Below are 21,718 nucleotides of genomic sequence, written 5' to 3'. Positions count from 1 at the left end.
TGCAAAGATACTATAATTTTGATAAAAGACAATAGTTATCAACTATTTATCTTTATAACTTTTTAATGGAACTAAATTTTAACGTTCTCTCTTTAAACGTTGCTTTTTTAATACGTCTTTTGTGAGCTCTTCATACTCGGTCCTATTCTTAAAAATCTTCAACGCCATAAAGACCGCTTCTTTAAAAGAACTCTCGTCTGCCATACCTTTTCCTGCTATTTCATACGCTGTTCCATGATCTGGCGATGTTCTTACCTTACTTAACCCTGCCGTAAAATTTACGCCTTGACCAAATGATATTGTTTTAAACGGAATTAGTCCTTGATCGTGGTATGCCGCCAAAATTGCATCGAACTTTTTATAACCGTCTGAGCCAAAAAAACTATCTGCCGAGTACGGACCGTATACTAAATGACCCATATTTGCCATTTCTTTTATTACCGGCTTCATTACCTCATCGTCCTCTTTGCCTATTACCCCGTTATCTCCACTATGTGGATTTATACCTAACAAGGCTATTTTTGGTTTGCGAATGCCAAAATCCATCTTCAAAGATTTCTCAATGGTATTGATCTTATCGCGTATCAGCCTAGGTATTATGGCCGCAGAAACATCTTTTACCGCTACGTGATCGGTCAACAAACCTACCTTTAAGGTATCCGTTACCATAAACATTAGACTTTCACCATCTAGCTCTTGGGCTAAAAAGTCTGTATGCCCCGGGAATTTGAATTCGTCTGACTGAATATTATTCTTATTGATCGGTGCCGTTACCAATACATCTATATCTCCTTTCTTCAATGCATCTACCGCTGCTCGTAAAGATTTTATAGCATATTCACCACCGGCTTTGGTCGCTTGACCAAAATCTACTCTTGGCACCTCTTTCCAAACATTTACAATATTGACCTTATTATCGATGGCTTTTGACGCATCTGGTATACCGTTGAATACCACATTAAGTTTCAACTGCTTCATTTGAAAGGAAACGGTCTTGTTAGAGGCGAAAATAACGGGTGTACAGAAATCAAGCATTCTACTATCTTCAAATGTTTTCAAAGCAACTTCACAACCTATTCCGTTTAAGTCTCCTATTGAGATACCTAACCTTATTTTCTTATTTTCCTCCATGATAATCTGTACCTTTGTAACCCCACTTAAAACCTTAAAATTGGTTTTATCTTTCCAAAAAGGAGAAGCAAAGTGGTTGTCCCAATTAAAACAATGGGACTCTTATTAAAGCACAAAATTACTTAAATTAAACGACACATGTTTACGGGAATTATTGAAACATTAGGCAAGGTTACTTCTCTTGAAGCCAAAGGCGGAAACTTAGATATTACCATAGAATCTAGCTTGACACCTGAACTTAAAATAGATCAAAGTGTGGCACATAACGGTGTTTGCCTAACAATTGTTAGCCTTACCGATACTACGTATACCGTAACAGCTATTGCCGAAACGTTAAATAAGACCAACCTGAATACGCTTAAAACCAATGACCTTGTAAACTTGGAACGTGCCATGATTTTAGGATCTAGATTAGACGGGCATATTGTTCAGGGCCATGTGGATCAAACCGGTGAGTGTACAAGTGTTAAGGAGGATAACGGTAGCTGGATTTTTTCATTTACCTATGATGCCGCAACTGGCAACCCTACCATTGAAAAAGGATCTATTACCATAGACGGTACAAGTTTAACTGTAGTAAATTCCGGCAAAAATACTTTTCAAGTAGCGATTATACCTTATACGTATGAGCATACACGTTTTAATACGTACAAACCGGGAACTATTGTAAACTTGGAGTTTGATGTTATTGGAAAGTATGTTGCCAAGTTGATGGCGAAATAATCGGCTATACCTTTATAAATATATTTTTCTGATATAGAATATAGCCAACCAAGCTATAAAACAGCACTACACTTAATCCGTATAAAAGGGACGATGTTTCTAGTGCCAAAAAATCATGGACATATACTTTTTGGAACAACCACCCATGTAACGAGGTGTCCCCAATTTGTACTTGACCCATTACCTTACTGATAAAACTTGATAGAAAATAAATAACGATGGCATTTGCACCTGCATACCTAAATATAGAACCGAATTCTATTTTCTTTACATCTGTCAAATAATAAATTAATGCTAGAATAAGATTTGCCCAACCTGCGGTTACCAATACAAAACTACTTGTCCATAGTGCTTTGTTAATGGGAAAGAATATATCCCAAATATGACCAATGATTAAAAGACTGCCACCTAGCCCCAATAATATGGTGGCTTTCTTTTCTTGTTTACTGGTTAAGATGAGACCCGTAAAAACTCCCAATAAGGAGCTTGCAATAGAAGGCATAGTACTTAATAATCCTTCTGGGTCATAATCTGCTTTGTAATTGTGAGAACCAAAAACTTTTACATCTATCCAATTCGCAAGATTATTTGGTGCTCGTTTTAATGTAGATGCCACACCTTCTACAGGAATAAATGTCATCAGCAGCCAATATCCTATTAATAATATCGCTGTCACCCAAATCAACTGTTTCCAATTCAAGTTGATGAACAAAATCGCCGCAAAGAAGAATACCACACCTATTCGTTGCAATACCCCAGGAAAACGAATATCACTGAAACTTTTAAAGAACGGAAAATGAATAAGAAATGCTCCTAAGAAAAGACCCAATGCAATTAACTTCAATGCTCTAATGGCAATCTTTTTATAGGCAGCAGCATCTACAGTTCTGTTTTTATAGGAGAATGTAATTGATGTACCCACTATAAATAGGAAGAACGGAAAAACTAAATCGGTAGGTGTATATCCATGCCAATCGGCATGCAAGAAAGGGGCATACACATTAGACCATGTTCCCGGTGTATTTACCAAGACCATTAAAAGGATAGTGGCTCCCCTAAAGATATCGACCGATAAAATTCTATCCTTTTTCATCTTCGCATTATAAGATGTTCCCTTTTAAGCGATTCCAAGCTTTTACCAACAATGCCCCTGCAATTGCAGAAATTACGGTTAAAACAATAGCCTGTGTGGTTCTACCATAGATCCAATATCCTGTTGCAAACATTATAGAATAAATAAGAATTACCCCTAACAACATTGCCGTTACGCCGGCCGGAACACTCCACTTCTCTTTATCCTTTACAATTTCTACTGCATCTTTATTTGCATCGGCAACCACTTTTGACCAACCCGGACCACCTGGCTGAATTTTTTTGTAGAAGCTTCTTAAAGTATCGTTAGATTCAGGCTGGGTCATAAATGTCGCCACTAACCAAATGACAGTCGTTACCACAACTATGAATATATATTCTGACCAATCTGGCAGTACCCCAGTTTCCGTCGCAAAAAGATAGGCACCTACGGGAGTCAATTTTAATATGATAGAGATAATACCCGATGCAAACATTGCAGTAATCTCGCTCCACGCATTAATTCTCCACCAGAACCATCTTAGAATAAATATCAATCCTGTTCCTGCACCGAATGCCAACAAAATATCGAATAACTGTAGTGCATTTTGCAGTAACAGCGCCAATGCAGCACTGAACAACATTAAAACAATAGTAGAAATTCTACCTACTGCAACCAATCTTTTTTCTGATGCATCAGGATTTATCTGTTGTTTGTAAAAATCAAAAACAATGTAAGACGACCCCCAATTTAACTGCGTACTAATAGTACTCATATAAGCCGCCACCAAAGAAGTCAATACCACACCTAATAATCCGCTAGGTAGTTTGGTCAGCATAGCAGAATATGCCAAATCATGACCTAATTTATCTGCCGTTACATTTGGGAAAGCTTCTTGTATGCTCGCTAAATCTGGGTACACTACAATAGATGCCAATGCCACTAAAATCCATGGCCATGGTCTTAGAGCGTAGTGCATAATATTGAAAAAGAAGGTTGCCCCAATGGCGTGATTTTCATCTTTTGCCGCCAACATACGTTGCGCTATATAACCACCACCACCTGGCTCTGCACCTGGGTACCAAGAGCTCCACCATTGCACGGCAAGGGGAATAATAAATAAGGTAATCAATGCCTTCTTATTACTGAAATCTGGTAATATGTTCAATTTCGAAGCTACGTTCTCATTCGCCATTAACGCTTCTATACCACCAACTTCAGGTATATTCACTAAATAATATGCTGCACCTATTGCGCCTACCATGGCAACAAAGAATAGCAAAAAATCGGTATACACCACTCCTTTGAATCCGCCAAGCGCACTAAAAGTTACCGTTATAAGACCTGCACTGACTACCGTTTGCCAAGGTTCTAAGCCCAGCATAATACTACCAATTTTTATCGCTGCCAATGTTACGGCAGACATGGTTATCACATTGAAAATCACCCCTAAATAAACCGCCCTGAACTTTCTTAAAAAACTTGCCGGTTTACCGCCGTAGCGCATTTCATAAAACTCTAAATCTGTATTTACATTTGATTTACGCCATAATTTTGCATACACGAAAACGGTTAACATACCTGTAATCAAAAAACACCACCAGACCCAGTTGCCGGATACTCCGTTTGTTCGCACAATATCGGTCACCAAATTGGGGGTATCTGTTGAAAATGTAGTTGCCACCATTGAAAGACCTAATAACCACCATGGCATTGTACGGCCCGATAGAAAAAACTCCGATGAATTTTTACCAGATGTTTTTGAAACATAAAACCCTATGCCTAAGACAAGGGAAAAGAAAACTATAATAAAAGTATAGTCTAACGTACTGAGTTCCATAAAATGGTTTTAGGTTGATTGTTAAAGATATATTATTTTAGGACATTTTTATATCTAATACGCTAAACGTACCACGTGCTTCTATCAATAACTACTGAAATTACCCCAACGGCCTGGATCCTGGCGTCAATTGCTACGTTTATCATAGGATTATCCAAGGCGGGCATTAAAGGAATTGCCGTTTTAAACGTTACAATCATGGCTTTGGCTTTTGGCGCAAGACAGTCTACAGGCATGGTAGTACCGCTTCTTGTTCTTGCGGATATTTTTGCCGTAATCTATTATAACCGATACACACAATGGAAATATGTTTTTAAAGTACTACCGTGGATGCTTTTAGGTTTGCTCATTGGTGTTTTTATTGGAAATGAACTGCCTGAAAAATTTTTTAAAATAGCCATGGCAACCATAATTATCATTACCGTGGGCATGATGTTTTATTGGGACCGAAAAAAAGATAAGAATGTACCCTCACATTGGACATTTGCCGGTGCTATTGGTACCATAGCCGGTATAACCACTATGGTGGGCAATTTGGCCGGAGCTTTTTCGAACATTTACTTTCTAGCAATGCGCTTACCAAAAAACCAATTTATAGGTACTGCCGCTTGGTTGTTTTTAATCGTGAATATCATTAAACTTCCCTTTCATTTTTTTGTTTGGAAAACCATATCCATTGAAACTTTACAACTGAATTTAATGCTCTTACCGGGTATTCTTTTAGGGTTTTTCGCAGGTGTAAAATTCATCAAATATATTAAGGAAGCATTTTTTAGAAAGATGATTTTGGTTTTAACCGCTGTGGGTGCTGTGCTTATTATGCTTAGTTAGAATTTTTAAGTTTGAGTTATTTTGGTGTAAAAATCAATTTTAAAGACCTTTTTCGATACTAGATGAAAAATTATATTTTAATACTTTCAATTTTTTCTGTCTTAAATATATTCGGTCAAGATTCGATGACTACAAGTTTAGTTGAAAGTGTTATTGATCATAATTTCCCGAAAGACTTTGAGCAATATTTATTATTTAAAGAAGGTTTAGAAGAACCTATTATAAACGATTCGCTTCAAAAATATCAAATAAGAGAATTAAAATTACTTGATAATAATTTTCCTTTAGACTTGATATATAAATCAAATGAGAAAACTATAGACTGGACAAACTACTCTTTAAAAAATGTAAAATATCTGTCTAGTAATAAGTATAAAAGATTTTCTCCACCTCTAGCAAAGAGTATCATTTTTGTAAAGTATAATATTAGTCACGAGAAATACGATAGTATTTTAAGATATAAAAAGCGCCATTCTATAGTAGTAAAGAAAAAACTTCTTTGGAATAAAAATAAGATTTGGGAAAATAAAAAACTTAACGAAGAACTGGTTAAAGCTTGGGAAATTGACGAGGAAATTAATGAAGAAGATAATATATACTTTCAAATTTCTAAGCCAATATTTTCGAAAGACTATAAATATGCTAAAACTTTTGTTTTTGAAAACCACCGTTGTAAAGGTGAAGGTTACACCCTACTATATAGATACCACAATGAAAGTTGGAAAATGCTATTGAGATACAATTTTGTGTCATCTAAGATTTGGACATCGCATGCAAAATGTGGCAAAATTCAAATAGTAGGCAAATAATATATTACTAAAGATACAAGTCCAATTAATAGGATTATGTTGGTGTTGATTTCTGTGGGAGCTGTGCTTATTATGCTTAGTTAAGGATTGAGTTTTTAGATTTAGATTAATTATTCTCTACACGTTTACAAATGAAACCAGAAGAATTTAAAAAATTATGGACTTCAAATGAAGAAAAACTTAACCCTATTAATATAAATAGGTTAAATGGACTTGGATTATGTGATGCCTCTATCCAATTTCTAAACACAGTTGGACTTCCAGAAAGTGCTGCTCCATTTCTTAGTTTTGTGACGGATTCAGATGATTTGTACAAGGGAATCCATAAACTGACAAAAATTTATGAGTTTTTAGAGCCTGAATTTGATAAGTACATAGTTATTGGAAGTTGTAGTGACGGGGATCCCATCGTTGTAAATACTGAATTAGATGATCGAATAGAATTTCTTGATCATGAAGATTATTTCTCCTCCAAACCTTTCAACACAAATTTTAGCTCAATGACTGACTCCTTAATTGCTTACAGGAATTTTATTGAAAGAGTTCAAAAAGAAAACGGAGAAGACGCATTTATGAATTCTAATTTTTCTGACGAACAGTTTGAAACCCTAAAAAATGAAATATTATTAGCTGATTCTAAAATTCAAAAACAAAACGGATTTTGGTTTGAGCAATTACAAATGGAATTGGAATTAAGAAAAGATTTTCAAAATGAATAAGGTTTCCAGAAATTCATATAAGATGATATCTTAAGTTTTAATATTGTCTCCGAACACTTCAACCCAATAAAGTCCACATATTTCATATTAGGGTTAATCTTTACCTCACATATACAGTATTTTAGCGGTACTAACCAAAACTACTGCAGCACATGAATATCATAGGAAACTTTATTAAAGGAATTATTAACGTTACAGATAAAATTACTGGTGACGACAACCCTATTGAAGATCAAAAGGCTGTTCTGAAAAACCTATTGGAAACTGCAAAAGACACTGCTTTTGGCAAAGCCTATGCATTTGAAGATATTCTAGAAAGAGACAATCCTCAGCAAGCGTTTCGTGATGCTGTTCCATATTTTGACTATAATCAGATCAACGATGCATGGTGGCATAAATTACACGAAGACCAAACCGATGTAACCTGGCCCGGTAGCCCAGATTATTTTGCACTGAGTTCTGGGACTACGGGCAAGACAAGCAAACGTATTCCTGTTACCGATGCCATGATAAATGCAATTAGACAAGCAGGTATTAAACAGGTGTTGGCAATCTCTAATTTTGACCTTCCGGCAGATTTCTTTGAAACTGGAATTTTAATGCTTGGTAGTTCTACTGATTTAGTTGAAAATGATGATCATTTAGAAGGTGAGATAAGCGGTATAAGCGCAAGTAATATTCCGTCTTGGTTTAGCGGATACTACAAACCTGGAAAGGAAATTGCAAAAATTGATGACTGGGACGAACGTGTTGTAAAAATTGCCGAGAAAGCTGCCGATTGGGATATTGGTGCGCTAAGCGGAATTCCTTCTTGGATCGAGCTAATGCTGAAAGAGGTCATTAAAAGACATAATCTGAACAATATTCATGAAATATGGCCCAACTTGCAGGTCTACACTTCTGGCGGCGTAGCTTTTGGACCTTACGAAAAGAGCTTTAACGCCTTAATGGGCAAGCCTGTTACGGTAATTGACACCTATTTGGCTTCTGAAGGGTTTATCGCTTTTCAAGCTAGACCAGAGACAGATGCCATGAAATTAGTTACGGATAACGGAATCTATTTTGAGTTTGTTCCTTTCAATCCAGATTATATTTTAGAAGACGGTTCTCTTTCTCAAGATGCTCCGTCATTAACATTATCCGAGGTTGAAACCGGTCAGAACTATGTGCTAATCATAAGCACCGTCAGTGGTGCTTGGCGTTACCTAATTGGAGATACGATCGAGTTTACCGATGTGGAACGTGCGGAAATAAAAATAACCGGGCGTACCAAGTTCTTTTTGAACACGGTAGGCTCTCAATTATCTGTCAACAAATTGGATGATGCACTACAGGACCTCATGGAAACTTTTGATATAGAGGTACCCGAATATACTCTCTGTGCAAAGAAATATGAAGATGGATTTTATCATACATGGTATTTAGGAACCAATGCAACCCAAGACCCAGCAGAATTAGCTAAAAATTTAGATGAATCTTTAAAAGCTGCCAATAAGAACTATAAAGTTGCCCGTTCAAAAGCATTAAAAGGAGTAAAGGTTTTTACTATCAACCCTGATGTGTTTTACGATTGGAACGATAGTAACAAAAAGAAAGGCGGTCAAGTAAAAATGGAACGTGTTATGAAAGAAGAGAAGTTTGCCGAGTGGGAAGCTTTTGTAAACAAGCACGACTAGCACTTATTTTCCTTTGCTCAACGCATCTCTTTCCTCAACCAATACCATAATTTCTTCTGGGGATAAGTATAAATTTTTAATACGTTGAACATAAGCCGGTGTTAGACCAGCTTCTTTTAAAATAAACTCTTTTGTAGCAAGAATATAGGTTTCCATACCGTGGTTGACTGCAAAAGAGTCTGCACGACGCTCTGCCTCCCGTATATAGCTCTCTGAGGTGATATACTTAAAACCAAAGCCGATCAAATTCATACCACTTCGTTGTTGATAATCCATTACATGTCCAAGTTCATGACCCAACCAGCCGATCATAATTTCTGAAGGCATGTCTTTGGTATAATAAACAGAATCTGCAATCTTTATTCTTTCACTGATCAATATTTTATAAGACCTGTTTTTCTTAGACCTAAAAACACTCCAAAATGAGGGTTGAGCCTGCATGGTAGACTTTTTAATGTTCTTTTTAAACTTAAATTCTATAGCAACATTTGAAAGCTCTGGATAATGAGAAAGTGCAATTTTTGCTTCGTTGATAATTTCTTCTGGAATTGTATGTTTTGCAGATGCAACCATTGGGAAACTGAATATTAATAAGATTAGAAAGTTTAATTTTTTACTAAATAAGAAAGTGCTCATAAAAGTGGACTAAAGAATTTGGCAAGACCTTCTAAAAACTTACTGAACGGCGACCTTTTTTTAAATTTTTCTAAATCTACTTTTACGTCATTAGTACAGTGTCTTGTAAACAATCTTTCTATATGCGATGCCCTCTCTTTGTCATATAAAATAGCATTCGTTTCAAAATTATGCTCAAAGCTTCGATAGTCAAAATTACCAGAACCTACGGACACTATTTCACCGTCAATGATTATTACCTTACTATGCGAAAAATCTGGTCTTAGGTATATGTTGGCACCCACTTCTAACAAAGCTTCAAAAGTGGAAAACATACTGTATTGTGCCAATAATGAATCTGAAATTTTAGGGGTTAACAAGGTAACTTCCACTCCGCTTAACGCAGCAATTCTTATTGCCTCTAAAACCGGTTCTCCAGGAATAAAATAAGGGTTGGCTATACAGATGCTCTTTGTAGCAATATTGATCATTGCCAAGTATTGTTGCATAATTGCAGGATACCTAGAATCTGGTCCGCTTGATATTATTTGCGCTACCGTACTACCCATAGGTTCTACTTTTGGAAAATACTTGTCTTGAAGCAACAATTCTTCCTCGCCCGCAAAATGATAATCCTTTACAAAAACACGTTGTAAGCTGTTTACCGCAGGTCCTTCGATCTTAAGATGCAAATCTTGCCACACCCCAAGTTCAGATACTGGTCTCATGTATTTATCAGACACATTAAAGCCGCCGGTGAAACCAACCTTACCGTCGATAATGATAATCTTTCTATGATTTCTATAATTTAAGGTAAACAACAGATTCCCGAACCGAATTGGCATGGTAGAAAACGCCTTTACCCCTAAATCCTTAAACCTTTTTACTCTTTTGCCACGCATAGAATTGCTTCCAAAAGAATCATATAACATTCTAATTTCCACACCTTCTTTTATTTTCTTCGCAAATAGGTCATGAAACTTGTCCAGAAGCATACCTTCCTCTAAAATATAATATTGAAGGTGTATAAATTCCTTTGCTTCTTCTATCGCTTTAAAAATGGCTCCAAAAGCTTCTTCACCATCATTGAGCAAGGTTATTTTATTACCATTATAAGGTGCAAAATAGCTGTTTTTACGAATAAGGATGGCCAGCTTATCATGTTTGTAATCATCAAATTCATGTACGCTTTGTTCACCGCCCTCCAGCTCTTTGTGGGTTTCTGAATATAATTTTCGCTTCTCGGTCTGTTTTAGTTTAAATAACTTGAATTTTCTTCTGTTGATGCCAAACAAGTAATATAACAGTGGTCCTAAAAAAGGAAAAACAATAACGGATAAAGACCAACTAATCATTTTAGTTGCCTTAGATCCATTAAAAATTATATTGACAATACTCCATAGAGTTACTGCTATATAAGCAAGCCAAAAAATAGTATTTACCACCCTCTTATTAGTTTAACATCAATATAAGATAAATAAATACGCTTTGTTGTTCCAAAATCCAATCAAGATACTTTTAGTAGTAAAAGAGTTAATTACTGGCGCTAGATGTAAGTACATTTAGAAAAAAGTAATGGGAGTAATAGCTATGGATAAAAAACAGATTACATTATACTACAGTTCAGAAAACTCAATAGGCAAACAATTAAATGCCTATGTACAGTCATCTGAAAAAGAACATTTAACGATAGACATTTCTAAAACCAATGTCACCGGCACCCAATGGGCAGAATTGGCAGACGGCCTGAACAAGAATATCTCTGATCTTGTGAATACCGATCACCCAGATTTTAAAGATGTTTACGGTGAAGACACCGTTGATCTTGACGATGATGGTTGGTTAAAAATATTGGATAAAAACCCTAGTTTTTTAAAGAATGCCATTGTCATAAAAGGTAAAGATTTTGTTGAGCTAACCAGTGCATCGGATTTTAAACAATATATGGATCCAGACAGTGCCGGCATTAAAAAGCCATATAAATAACCTTACCGTATTACAAGGTTCACTTCTGTACATAGGGTGTCTTTAACCTTCATTACTTTTTAACTACTACCTTATGTCTAAATTTCTAAAATGGCTTGTTCTCTTACTTATTTTTTTCGTTGGCGGCTACATGCTTGCCGAATGGAAAATGAAAAAAGAAGTGGTCAGCTTTTTAGAGAGAAAGGTGCCGGACCATATAGATTTTTCATATAATGCCTTGACCATTAATCTTATAAAAGGCAATATTACGTTTAAGGATATTGCGGTTGTTAGCTTAGGTAAACAGACTTCTTCATGTGAAATAAAGATAGATGCAGATGAGCTTTCTATAAAGGGTTTTGACTATTGGAAAATTCTATTTCAGAAATCTATATTTATCAAAAATCTTACGCTTGCCAAACCACATCTAAATTTTAAAACCTGCCCTACCGATACCGATAATGTTGTTGCGAACAAAAGCAACCCCATAAACCTCTTAAAAGAAATATTAGTTGAAGAAATTATATTTGATTCTGGCCGGATCGAGATTTGGGACGCCACGGAAGAGGTGCAAGTAATTGCTGTTGATGAAATAAATCTTTCCCTAAAACAAGTAGCTACAGATCCAGATGTCATTAAAAAATATGTTCCCTTTAACTTTGACACCTATAACATTGAAATCCTAAATTTAATAGCTCCTTTAGGTGATTATGAAAGATTGAAAATGAAATCAATGGTAGTCAATAATTCAATTATTGATATTAATGACATTGCTCTTGCAACCATATACTCTAAGTTTGAACTGAGCAAAAAAATCAAGTACGAGAGAGATCATGTAAATCTATCTATTCCATCAATTAAGGTTGAAGACCATAATTATATCATCAGTAATGATTCTCTTCAAGTAAACTTAAAAAAACTCTTACTTTCACAGCCAAAACTAGAAATTTATAGGGATAAATCTAGACTGGATTATATTGAAAACAAGCCACTTTATGGCAAATTATTACAAAAACTGCCCTTTAAAGTCGCTATTGACTCCATTTTTATAAAAAATGGGGCTATTGTATATGAAGAAAATATACCAAATAATGTACCTGCCGGTGCTTTAAGTTTTGAAGATTTAGATATAGCCATTACTAATCTTTCTAATATTGAAAACGAGAACCTATTAAAAATAAAACTGAACGCCGATCTTATGGGTGAAGGTAAGTTTCAACTTGATTGGCAATTTGATGTGTTCGACCCAAGAAGCTCTTTTCTAATTTCTGGCGGACTATCAAATTTCAATGCCGCCAGTTTAAATGATTTTCTTATACCCAACCTTAGAACCCAAACTACGGGCACCATTGATCAATTGTACTTTACCATTTCTGGAGACGAATATTCTTCTACCGGTGATATAAAGATGCGTTACGAAGATTTTAAATTTCAATTGCTGAACAAAGAAAGAAACGGAGTTAAAAAGGTTCTTTCATTTATTGGTAACCTTTTTATAAACGATGGATCAAACGCAGATGAAGATGGGTATAGATACGGTGCCATAACTGCAGAAAGAGTAAGACATAAATCATTTTTCAATTATTTATGGATCAATCTACAAGATGGGTTGTTAAGTGTATTAACGGGAAACGGCGAAAAAGATTGAAAAAGAGTTTAAAATCAAAAAAGCCAGGTAGTTGAACTACCTGGCTTATATTTTCATAGCAATATTATAATTTAGTTGTCATCAGTAGCATCTTCTACGGCATCTTCAACTTCATCGGCTCCGTCTTCAATTTCATCTCCAACATCGTCCATTCCTTCTTCAATTTTCTCTCCTGTAGTTTTTTCTTCTCTACAGCTTGTAGCAATGCTCAGTGTTGCCAATGCAAAAACAAACATCAATAATGACTTTTTCATAATATGTGATTTTAATAATTAGGTTAATATTCTTTAACAGCAAGGTTTATCATGGTATTTATTAATTATATGACAACCAATACCTTACTCTGCAAATATGGTACTATTACTAGGTATTACTTAGTTGTAAAAGAATAAAAATTAACTCATCTACCAGATACGCATTTGTGTCAATTAACATTTCAAAAATGCTAATGAACTCCTCTATTTTCCTGTTCATTTGTAATGCACAATTACCAATGTGCTTAAAATAAAATAATGAAGGAGTTAATCATAAATACTTTAAGGTCCAATGAAATTTTATCCCAAATACAAACTTGTATACAAGGAGAATTACTAGAGGTCCATGGAGAACGTGTATTAACCTTTAACAATAAATTAGGCAAAGGTTCCTTGAGAACTATAGCATTTGATCGGGGAGTTTCGCTATTTGATTGTAACATAACGCTTGCAGAGGAAGCCAAATTAATTTTTATATCCAAAGATTTATCGCCAATAGAATTTATATTCATTAGCGAAGGCTATTTTACTTATAGCTCAAATAATATGGAAGATGACACCAGGATAGAACAATTTCAAAACACTATAATAGCGCACAAGCGAAATGCGAAAAAAACCTTCCTGTTTCCGAAGGATAAAAGCTTAAAAATCAGCTTTATCAGAATAGATAGAAAAGCGTATTTACTTAAAAAAAATAATAACATTTCTCGCTTAAACCAGTTTTTAATTTCATTGTTTACCGATAGTGAAGGTGAAACTACTTTTAAACATGTTGGCAATTATAGCTTAAGAATTGCAGATGAAATAAAATTACTTAACAATGTAGATACGACTAACGGAATGTTAAGGTCTCTTTCTTTAGAAGGTAGACTTTATCTAATTCTAGCTATGCAGTTGTTGGAACATAAAAATTTTGAAGAAAATATGAATATACCCGAGGTAATTTCTAAAGAAGATATTCTTAAAATCCACAAGCTCACTACTTATATATTAGAGCATATTTCAGATAACATACCCATCTCTACCTTAAGTTCAGCGTCTGGCCTAAGTCCTAAAAAATTACAACTGGGCTTTAAAATTCTATATTCCAAAACAGTAAATGAGTACGTTAGACAATTAAAGTTAGAAATATCAAAAGACTATCTTAAAAATTCTGACATGTCGATTTCTGAAATTGTGTATGCCATTGGTATAAAAAGTAGAAGTTACTTTTCTAAGATATTCTTTGAGGCCTATGGCATTCTACCAACGGAATATAGAAAACATTTAAAAAACAAAAATTCTTCGTTACCTTAGTTTTCCGGGTATTCATATGGCATGAGCATGCTATCATAAGAAATATCATTATTGAACAAGTTCCTGGCAATAGGGCGTATCTTTAAATCTGTCTGGTGTGGAGGTTGCATTATTTCTTTTGTCCTTTCAACACTGGTATCGCCAGAAAACCAATCACATTTATCATTTCGGTCTATAATAACCGGCATATAATCTACCAAATTTTGATAATTGACCACTTCTCTTTCCAGTGGTCCGGTCAATATAGAGCACGTGATAAAACCATCATCCAAAATGGTATAAATACCGGCTAAGTACAGAATTCCACCTTTTTTACAGCTAATATGATACGGATAGATTTCTCCGTTTTTTAAGACCGATGTAAAAAAACCGGTTACCGGAATTATACATCTACTTTTCATAAAGGATTCATGGTACCAAATATCGGCGTCCAATTTATGAGCGGGTATGGTCAGGGTATTGGTCAGCTTTTGAAAAAGCTCCCAATCTTCATTAAAGTTACCGGGCAACAAACCCCATATGGCCAAATTAACGAAATTGGGCTCGTTCATGGTTACAATAGGTATAGAAACCTCTGTTAAGCCACTAATTACTACTTGCGGTGTGTATAGATCCGGGTATTTGAACAATGCATTTACATCTTGCTCTATCTCCTTCAATTTTGCTGTATTAGATATTTTAAAATACATATAAATCTTGTGCTTTTTATTTTAAAGTTCGGCAAATAGCTATAGCTCTCTTATTGCAGAAACAAAAAAATATAACGCATTAAAAAATAGCTCTTTATTCTAGATAAAAGGTATGTGCTTTTAAAAAAAAAGCATAAAAAAAGAGGCTAATTAAAGCCTCTTCACCAATTCACTAAAAATGAATTTATCTAATATCTTCTAACATCTTAATATTTGAAAGTCCGTTCTTAATAGCCTCTTTTTGACTTCTTAAAACGGTTGCGGTCGTAGATGGTAGCGAAGTATCTTCCAATACGTCATCATACTCTTCTATGGCAGCTTTCTCACCTCTAATTGCTTCTTCTAACATTGCTTCTTCACTATCTAATGAAAATAATGCTTTTACATCCATCCATGCCCTATGGGCTTTACCGGTTATGCTGTCACCTTTATCTATCTCTTGGCCAAATGTCTTAATTTCGGATTTTAACTCGTGTCCAAAATCATAACGCTGCTTTGCCTTTGTTTCAAAGAAAGCTTTTAACTGTGTATGCTCAGTATTTTCTGCCGCCTTCTTAAATCCTTTTTCGGCATCATACGTTTTCTCTAAAAGTTCGTTCAATTTGTTTCCTACTTCTTCTGTATATGTACTCATGTTTTATAATTTTAATGATGTGATTTTTATTTAAAGATGTCAATCACAATTACATCTTATAAAATTTATTCCTGTTCTTAAAATCTTGTAATTTTTTCTTTAGTTCACTAACATCGTTTGCGTTAGATCGGTTTGAATACATGACAACATGCTCCATATCAATTTCAAATATTGAATCTTCTTCGTCTTCAACTAAATCGTTCAATGTACTTTCTACTAAGTAATCCTGTACTATAAAGCCTACATAGCCTAGAGCGATCATTATTAATATACCTGTAATCAATTCTAACATCTGTATTGTTTTGTTGTCAAATATATAGTTGATTTACGGTACTTTTTACCTTGAAAAGAAGTAGCATTAACTCCTTTGAATTGGGTTAATAATCAAGTGAATAGCATTAAAAATATAGTGATCATCTTACACAATAAATCGTAGAATTTTGGAACTTTGGGTAACAATTCAGTTCTCACGTTTGTGCTTGTCGTTTAGATATTTCCATCACTTGTTCTCCAAACACTAGAAGTGATGGAAAGCACAAACAAAAATTAAATAAATTATGATTAGAAAAGGTACAACCGTAAAATGGTCTTGGGGCAATGGAACTGCCGAAGGTAAAGTTGAAGAAACATACACTTCAAAAACGACAAAAACGATCAAGGGTAATGAAGTAACCAGAAATGGTAGCGATGACGATAAGGCACTATACATTAAACAAGATGATGGTGATTATGTTTTAAAAAGTGAAAGTGAAGTAGAACGGGCAGATTAAATCTAAAACCTCTATTTCTTTTGTGACAAGCTTTGTAGCGGATTAAAATCTGCTATTAAATTGATCAATACCTTCTCTGCAGCGGTTTGGTATTCGGTAGCCTTCGTAGTTTCTACTTTTCTAAAAGCTTTCTGTAACTCTTTTCTTTCATATTTACTTACTATGTATGGGTGAACATAATATTTCTTGCATACATTTCTAGTATTGCCCAGTGCTTTGGCCGTATCATCAAAAGCTTTTATAATATTCTTTTTAATTACACCTTCATCAGTGGTAGCTTCATTTTCTAAAAGTGATTCAAAAAAAATAAGTGTACCTGACCATGTTCTAAAATCTTTTGCAGTAAAAAGGTCTCCGCTTATTTCTTGTAAGTATTCGTTGACCATACCGCTATCAACGCCCGTTTTGGTACCGTCTTCATCAAAAAATTGAAAAAGATCCCACCCTGGTATTTCTTCGCATTGCAAAACAAGTTTTCTAAGTCTTTTATTGTTCAAGGTAATGTTATGCTTTTTACCTTTTTTACCGGTAAATTCAAATTTTAGTTTATTCTTACTGGTCTTTAGGTGACGGGTTCTTAGGGTAGATAGCCCATACGTTTTATTTCTTTTTGCATATTGTCTATTACCGATACGGATATGGGTTTCTTCCATTAGTCTAACAATTAATGCCAGTACTTTTTCTTTTGGCCACCCGTCCAATTCTAAATGTGCATCTACTTTTTTACGAATATCAGGTAGCGCTTCCCCAAAGTGGTGCATTCTCAAAAACTTAGTTCGGTTTCTTACCCTTAACCACAACTCGTGGTAGCGGTATTGTAGTCTATGTTTTAGATCATAACCTACCGCTTGCAAATGTGCATTGGCAATAGGCGCAATTTTTACTTCTTGCCACGCAGGCGGGATTACCAACTTTTTGATCCTGTCCAATTCAGATTTTTTACTGAGCGGCTTATCCTTTAGTACATACAAAAACTTATCTTTTTCCTTGATTCGCAGAATAGATAACGCCTCTCTATTTACATATTTTAAGTGCATGTGCTCAGCAACATCATGTGGTTCGCTCGCCAGTAGTTCTGAATAGTTCATCTATTATGTTTTTTAAGTAGGCATTTATGCGGACCAAACACTTTTGTTTATCCTTTTCTATACAAGTTGAAACAAAAATAAGGAATCAAGTGGCTGATTTGGTGTTCTATTCAACCCTTTTGTAACCTAAAAACCTATTTATTTAGCATGTAATTTAAATAGTACAAGACCGATTGCGATATAATTTTTACGAAACGGATTCTTTTAACTATGAGAAGTTATATACCTTACCACCATAAAATACAATGCTTATGAAAGGAGAACCTATGTTAATATGTATACCAGACATAAGCGGATTTACCGAGTTTATGAGCGAAACAGATTTTGAACTGAGTTCAAAAATCATTCCTGCCCTTCTAAACCAAATTATCTATACTAATAAAATAGGACTTAAAGTTTCTGAAATAGAAGGAGATGCCGTTCTCTTTTTTAAAACCGGAGAAATGCCAAGCTTGGAAAATCTTATAGACCAATGTAGAATTTTTTATACGGAATTTTATAAAGAGCTGGATGCCCTTAGAAAAAAGTACAGAAAAAATGAAGATGCCGCTTCTATACCAGATATTCTTGGCCTAAAAATTATTCTACATTATGGTAAAGAAATTGCTCTTACAAAAGTTGGCAATAGTATTAAGCTTTTTGGCGAAGACCTTATCATTGCCCATAAACTATTGAAAAATAAAATACAGTTAAGCGAGTATCTTTTACTGACAGAAGGTTTAACCAATTACTATAAAGAGAACAATCTGAACGATCAATTCGATTGGGGTTCTCTAAAACAAAACGCTACCGAGTATGATCATGTTGGTAAAATAAACTACTCTTACATAAACCTTAAGCCCTTGGTAAGCGAATAATAAAGCTTCTCTTAAATAACAGTTAAAACGTTCATTATAAAGATATCTGAGTCAACGTTAATGCTGGTTATTTTATACTTTTGAAGTAAATAATTAAACAAATTTTATGAGCTATTTAGATATAAAATCAAAAGATATAAAGCCAATAGTAGATGAACTGAATATTCTGTTGGCAGACTACAATTTATACTATCAAAACTTGAGGGGATACCACTGGAACGTATCTGGAAAAAACTTCTTTGACCTTCATATTAAGTTTGAAGAGTTATATACCGATGCAAGAATAAAAATCGATGAAATTGCGGAACGTATCCTTACATTAAGACACAACCCAACAAGCGAGTTTTCAAAATATTTTGAAATGTCTTCCATTAACGAAACCTCTTCTTTAATTGCCGATACTGAAATGGTGAAAAACATTTTAGATCAGCACGAAACATTGTTAAAGCAAATGAACAAGGTTATAAAGAAAGCCGAAGCAGGAGGCGATGAAGGTACCATAGATATGATCGGTGGCTATATTGGAGAAATAGAAAAAGTGAGTTGGATGTTGGATGCTTGGACCAAATAATAACTTAATATTGAAACCTAATCAAATAAGAAGCACCTTTTTAAGGTGCTTTTTTATGACTAATATGTTCTTAAGCTAAATTAAGTATTACTTAACTACTTTACGCATTAAATAAAGCATACCAAACTTTTTGGCTGCCGAAAAAGCAGTGGACACCCAATTATACGGACTCAAATCTTCTTGTACATCTTGCTTAAGCCCCTTTAGTTCTTCCAATGCAATTTCACGCTCTAATTTTAAGCGTTTTAAATTGAACTCTACCTCCTCAAAATTTTTGTACATACCTATTAATTAAAAAATTTATCCGATAACTTTCTTACCAGTATACTGTCTATCTTACTTCTAAAAACGTACGTTAAGATTAACAACATTATAAATAAAGCCCCTGCTATTAGACAGGCACCTACCATACTTTCAATGACATTTGCCAGAAAAACAACACCTGCAACGGTTACGAACATTAGTGCCAAAAAAGCAAGACCACCCATAACTGCCATTTTAAGCAGCATACCAGTGGTCATTGTTAATTGTTGAAACACTTTCAGCCTATAATATTCCTGGGTTTTTTTATAGTAAACCTCTCCTACATCAATTGCCTTGTTAGACGTTTCGTTAAGTGAATCAATAACTCCCATTTATACTGTTTTCTGCAGTTTCTTATTTTTTGATTTTAACTCTGCCAATTTTTTCTCTAAAGTTGAGATTACATCTTCGGTCTTATAACTTAAATCTGATACCAAAGACTCTACCCTTGTGTCTAACGTATGTTTTTCATCGGTCATTTTAGAGGCTACTCTATTTTTTAAATCAACTGCGCTATCCGCAAAGTTGTCTCTTGTAGCAGCTGCTTGATCTGCGATCAATCTTCTGGTATTCTCTCCTTTGTCAGGTGCATATAGAATTCCTAAGGCCGCACCAATGGCAGAACCTGCAATAATTGCCAACAATGTATTTCCACTATTATTCATGTTATAATTTTTAAGGTTAAACGTTTCTTTTGCTAAATGACAACAAGTGTCTTATTGTCTGTTACAAAGGTGATGGTAATTCATATATTTACTTAACTCTAAACCTTTTAATATTGACTATAACAATCGTTTAAACGGGTTAAGAATAAAATGAAACGAATTAACACAATACCCATCTTACAACTAAATTTGTGTTATGAAAGAATATAAAATTATTAACCCTTATAATGGTGCCGTTGTTAAAAGTTATACCAAAGACACCTACGACGATATTAAGGCGAAGCTGAAAAAAGCTTTGGCCGTAGAAACTTCTTGGGCAAATTTGGAAATAGAGGACAGGTGCGAATTACTGAACAATGTTGCGGAACTTCTTTTAGAGCGCAAAGAGGAATATGCAGCACTAATGACGAAAGAAATGGGTAAACCTTTTTCTCAAGGTATTTCCGAAATTGAAAAATGCGCATGGGCATGTGATTTTTATGCTTTGAATGCAGAAGATTTATTGGCAGATGAAATTATTGATACAGATGCCGATGAAAGTTTTATAAGCCACGACCCTTTAGGTTGCATACTTGCGGTAATGCCTTGGAACTATCCATTTTGGCAGGTAATCCGTTTTGCCGCCCCTACCTTGACCGCCGGTAATACGGCGTTATTAAAGCATGCACAAAATGTTACTGGGTGCTCATTGGCCATAGAACAGTTATTTTTAGATGCAGGTTATCCTGAGGGATGTTTTCAAAGCCTTAAAGCCGGGCACGAAGAAATTGAAAAGCTTATTGCTGATGATGGTATTAAAGCGGCAACACTCACGGGAAGCGAAAAAGCCGGTAAGTCCATAGCAGGTACCGCAGGAAAGAATTTGAAGAAATCCGTACTTGAACTAGGGGGCAATAACGCCTGTATTGTTTGGGAAGATGCAAATCTGGAAGAACACATGGACACCATGGTAACCGCACGTATGCAGAATACCGGTCAAAGCTGTATTGCCGCTAAACGTTTTATAGTCTGTGAAGATATATATGATGCTTTTCTTGAGAAATTTACTGCCAAGGTAAAATCTTTACAAAGTGGCGATCCTATGAAAGAGGAAACATTTATTGGTGTTATGGCTAGAGAAGATTTGGCAGAAGAGCTACAAAAACAAGTAAACGATTCTGTAAAAAAGGGCGCAAAAGTAGTTTTAGGCAATATGCGTAACGGTGCCTATTTCTCTCCTACCATTTTAACAGATGTTACTGTAGACATGCCTGTATTTAAAGAAGAAACTTTTGGACCTGTTGCCGCAATTATTAAAATAAAGAACAGGGAAGAGGCCATTGCAATGACAGCAAATTCTAGATTTGGTTTGGGCAGTATGCTCTTTACCGAAGATATAGATGCTGCTATGAATATAATATCTAACATACCCGATGGAGCATTCTTCATAAACGACATGGTTAAATCTGATCCAAGGTTACCCTTTGGTGGCACTAAAGCATCAGGTTACGGGAGAGAACTTTCTAGAGAAGGAATTTTAGAATTCGTGAACAAAAAAACAGTATACATTAAAAAATAAAATT

25 protein-coding genes are annotated in these 21,718 nt (G+C 34.9%); 12 read left to right on the top strand and 13 right to left on the bottom strand.

All coding sequences use genetic code 11. From position 1 onward, the window contains the following. Window positions 1–78: 78 nt before the first annotated feature. On the bottom strand, window positions 79–1,131 hold the full coding sequence (gene pdxA, locus PXC01_RS01880) for a 4-hydroxythreonine-4-phosphate dehydrogenase PdxA (protein WP_276470679.1): 1,053 nt from the start codon (window positions 1,129–1,131) through the stop codon (window positions 79–81). Window positions 1,132–1,269: 138 nt separating this feature from the next. Between pdxA and PXC01_RS01875 the strand changes: the two genes are divergently transcribed. Beyond that, complete coding sequence (locus PXC01_RS01875; RefSeq protein ID WP_276470678.1) at window positions 1,270–1,854, top strand: riboflavin synthase; 585 nt, start codon at window positions 1,270–1,272, stop codon at window positions 1,852–1,854. Between the two features lie 4 nt (window positions 1,855–1,858). On the opposite strand, the gene PXC01_RS01870 is transcribed toward PXC01_RS01875, so the two are convergent. Beyond that, window positions 1,859–2,947, bottom strand: a complete 1,089-nt coding sequence (locus PXC01_RS01870) for an acyltransferase family protein (RefSeq protein ID WP_276470677.1) — start codon at window positions 2,945–2,947, stop codon at window positions 1,859–1,861. Between the two features lie 7 nt (window positions 2,948–2,954). Continuing rightward, the gene (locus PXC01_RS01865; RefSeq protein WP_276470676.1) at window positions 2,955–4,766 is read right to left on the bottom strand and encodes a sodium:solute symporter family protein; all 1,812 of its coding nucleotides are present in this window, start codon (window positions 4,764–4,766) and stop codon (window positions 2,955–2,957) included. Window positions 4,767–4,841: 75 nt separating this feature from the next. Here PXC01_RS01865 and PXC01_RS01860 point away from each other — a divergent pair, with 75 nt between their 5' ends. The 4 genes from PXC01_RS01860 to PXC01_RS01845 all read left to right on the top strand — a co-directional run bounded on the left by PXC01_RS01860 (window position 4,842) and on the right by PXC01_RS01845 (window position 8,801). Continuing rightward, window positions 4,842–5,597: a sulfite exporter TauE/SafE family protein gene (locus tag PXC01_RS01860; RefSeq protein ID WP_276470675.1), complete on the top strand. Its 756-nt coding sequence runs from the start codon at window positions 4,842–4,844 to the stop codon at window positions 5,595–5,597. A gap of 62 nt (window positions 5,598–5,659) precedes the next feature. Further along, window positions 5,660–6,406, top strand: a complete 747-nt coding sequence (locus tag PXC01_RS01855; protein ID WP_276470674.1) for a hypothetical protein — start codon at window positions 5,660–5,662, stop codon at window positions 6,404–6,406. A 131-nt stretch (window positions 6,407–6,537) separates the two neighbouring features. After that, window positions 6,538–7,125 (top strand): SUKH-4 family immunity protein, encoded by a 588-nt coding sequence (locus PXC01_RS01850; RefSeq protein WP_276470673.1) that lies wholly within the window; start codon window positions 6,538–6,540, stop codon window positions 7,123–7,125. Between the two features lie 152 nt (window positions 7,126–7,277). After that, window positions 7,278–8,801, top strand: coding sequence for a GH3 family acyl-acid amido synthetase (locus tag PXC01_RS01845; RefSeq protein WP_276470672.1), 1,524 nt, complete (start codon window positions 7,278–7,280; stop codon window positions 8,799–8,801). A 3-nt stretch (window positions 8,802–8,804) separates the two neighbouring features. Here PXC01_RS01845 and PXC01_RS01840 read toward each other — a convergent pair whose 3' ends face one another. Together PXC01_RS01840 and cls are read right to left on the bottom strand one after the other, a co-directional pair. After that, the gene (locus PXC01_RS01840; RefSeq protein ID WP_276470671.1) at window positions 8,805–9,374 is read right to left on the bottom strand and encodes a hypothetical protein; all 570 of its coding nucleotides are present in this window, start codon (window positions 9,372–9,374) and stop codon (window positions 8,805–8,807) included. Window positions 9,375–9,433: 59 nt separating this feature from the next. Further along, window positions 9,434–10,861, bottom strand: coding sequence for a cardiolipin synthase (cls, locus tag PXC01_RS01835; protein WP_276470670.1), 1,428 nt, complete (start codon window positions 10,859–10,861; stop codon window positions 9,434–9,436). 130 nt (window positions 10,862–10,991) lie between these two features. On the opposite strand from cls, the gene PXC01_RS01830 reads away from it, so the two are divergent. Together PXC01_RS01830 and PXC01_RS01825 are read left to right on the top strand one after the other, a co-directional pair. Next, window positions 10,992–11,402: an arsenate reductase family protein gene (locus PXC01_RS01830; RefSeq protein ID WP_276470669.1), complete on the top strand. Its 411-nt coding sequence runs from the start codon at window positions 10,992–10,994 to the stop codon at window positions 11,400–11,402. A gap of 73 nt (window positions 11,403–11,475) precedes the next feature. Further along, a complete protein-coding gene (locus PXC01_RS01825) occupies window positions 11,476–13,029 on the top strand; it encodes a hypothetical protein (protein ID WP_276470668.1) in 1,554 nt (517 codons plus the stop codon). Between the two features lie 71 nt (window positions 13,030–13,100). Here the strand turns inward: PXC01_RS01825 and PXC01_RS01820 are convergent, their stop codons facing one another. Further along, on the bottom strand, window positions 13,101–13,283 hold the full coding sequence (locus tag PXC01_RS01820) for a hypothetical protein (protein ID WP_276470667.1): 183 nt from the start codon (window positions 13,281–13,283) through the stop codon (window positions 13,101–13,103). 258 nt (window positions 13,284–13,541) lie between these two features. Here PXC01_RS01820 and PXC01_RS01815 point away from each other — a divergent pair, with 258 nt between their 5' ends. After that, entirely contained in the window at window positions 13,542–14,579 is a 1,038-nt protein-coding gene (locus tag PXC01_RS01815; protein WP_276470666.1) for a helix-turn-helix domain-containing protein, read from the top strand. Here the strand turns inward: PXC01_RS01815 and PXC01_RS01810 are convergent. The 3 genes from PXC01_RS01810 to PXC01_RS01800 form a co-directional block, all read right to left on the bottom strand. After that, on the bottom strand, window positions 14,576–15,268 hold the full coding sequence (locus PXC01_RS01810; RefSeq protein WP_276470665.1) for an SOS response-associated peptidase family protein: 693 nt from the start codon (window positions 15,266–15,268) through the stop codon (window positions 14,576–14,578). The genes PXC01_RS01815 and PXC01_RS01810 overlap by 4 nt on opposite strands. A gap of 184 nt (window positions 15,269–15,452) precedes the next feature. Further along, the gene (locus PXC01_RS01805) at window positions 15,453–15,902 is read right to left on the bottom strand and encodes a ferritin-like domain-containing protein (protein ID WP_276470664.1); all 450 of its coding nucleotides are present in this window, start codon (window positions 15,900–15,902) and stop codon (window positions 15,453–15,455) included. A 49-nt stretch (window positions 15,903–15,951) separates the two neighbouring features. Further along, complete coding sequence (locus tag PXC01_RS01800) at window positions 15,952–16,194, bottom strand: hypothetical protein (RefSeq protein WP_276470663.1); 243 nt, start codon at window positions 16,192–16,194, stop codon at window positions 15,952–15,954. Between the two features lie 265 nt (window positions 16,195–16,459). Between PXC01_RS01800 and PXC01_RS01795 the strand changes: the two genes are divergently transcribed. After that, window positions 16,460–16,672: a hypervirulence associated TUDOR domain-containing protein gene (locus PXC01_RS01795; RefSeq protein WP_276470662.1), complete on the top strand. Its 213-nt coding sequence runs from the start codon at window positions 16,460–16,462 to the stop codon at window positions 16,670–16,672. Between the two features lie 11 nt (window positions 16,673–16,683). Here the strand turns inward: PXC01_RS01795 and PXC01_RS01790 are convergent, their stop codons facing one another. After that, window positions 16,684–17,760 carry a DNA topoisomerase IB gene (locus tag PXC01_RS01790; RefSeq protein WP_276470661.1) on the bottom strand — a complete coding sequence of 359 codons (1,077 nt, stop codon included), beginning with the start codon at window positions 17,758–17,760 and terminating at the stop codon, window positions 16,684–16,686. 251 nt (window positions 17,761–18,011) lie between these two features. Between PXC01_RS01790 and PXC01_RS01785 the strand changes: the two genes are divergently transcribed. Continuing rightward, window positions 18,012–18,617: a DUF2652 domain-containing protein gene (locus PXC01_RS01785; RefSeq protein ID WP_276470660.1), complete on the top strand. Its 606-nt coding sequence runs from the start codon at window positions 18,012–18,014 to the stop codon at window positions 18,615–18,617. A gap of 106 nt (window positions 18,618–18,723) precedes the next feature. Next, window positions 18,724–19,188: a Dps family protein gene (locus PXC01_RS01780; protein ID WP_276470659.1), complete on the top strand. Its 465-nt coding sequence runs from the start codon at window positions 18,724–18,726 to the stop codon at window positions 19,186–19,188. 87 nt (window positions 19,189–19,275) lie between these two features. Here the strand turns inward: PXC01_RS01780 and PXC01_RS01775 are convergent, their stop codons facing one another. The 3 genes from PXC01_RS01775 to PXC01_RS01765 are packed head-to-tail and all read right to left on the bottom strand — an operon-like array spanning window position 19,276 to window position 20,156. Further along, the gene (locus PXC01_RS01775) at window positions 19,276–19,470 is read right to left on the bottom strand and encodes a hypothetical protein (RefSeq protein WP_276470658.1); all 195 of its coding nucleotides are present in this window, start codon (window positions 19,468–19,470) and stop codon (window positions 19,276–19,278) included. A 5-nt stretch (window positions 19,471–19,475) separates the two neighbouring features. After that, entirely contained in the window at window positions 19,476–19,823 is a 348-nt protein-coding gene (locus PXC01_RS01770) for a hypothetical protein (protein ID WP_276470657.1), read from the bottom strand. Continuing rightward, window positions 19,824–20,156, bottom strand: a complete 333-nt coding sequence (locus tag PXC01_RS01765; protein WP_276470656.1) for a YtxH domain-containing protein — start codon at window positions 20,154–20,156, stop codon at window positions 19,824–19,826. Between the two features lie 196 nt (window positions 20,157–20,352). On the opposite strand from PXC01_RS01765, the gene PXC01_RS01760 reads away from it, so the two are divergent. Then, window positions 20,353–21,714, top strand: a complete 1,362-nt coding sequence (locus tag PXC01_RS01760) for an NAD-dependent succinate-semialdehyde dehydrogenase (RefSeq protein WP_276470655.1) — start codon at window positions 20,353–20,355, stop codon at window positions 21,712–21,714. Window positions 21,715–21,718: the final 4 nt, after the last annotated feature.

The sequence above is a fragment of the Maribacter huludaoensis genome (assembly GCF_029350945.1).
Classification (GTDB): domain Bacteria; phylum Bacteroidota; class Bacteroidia; order Flavobacteriales; family Flavobacteriaceae; genus Maribacter; species Maribacter huludaoensis.
This window is presented reverse-complemented; position numbering and strand designations above follow the sequence as displayed.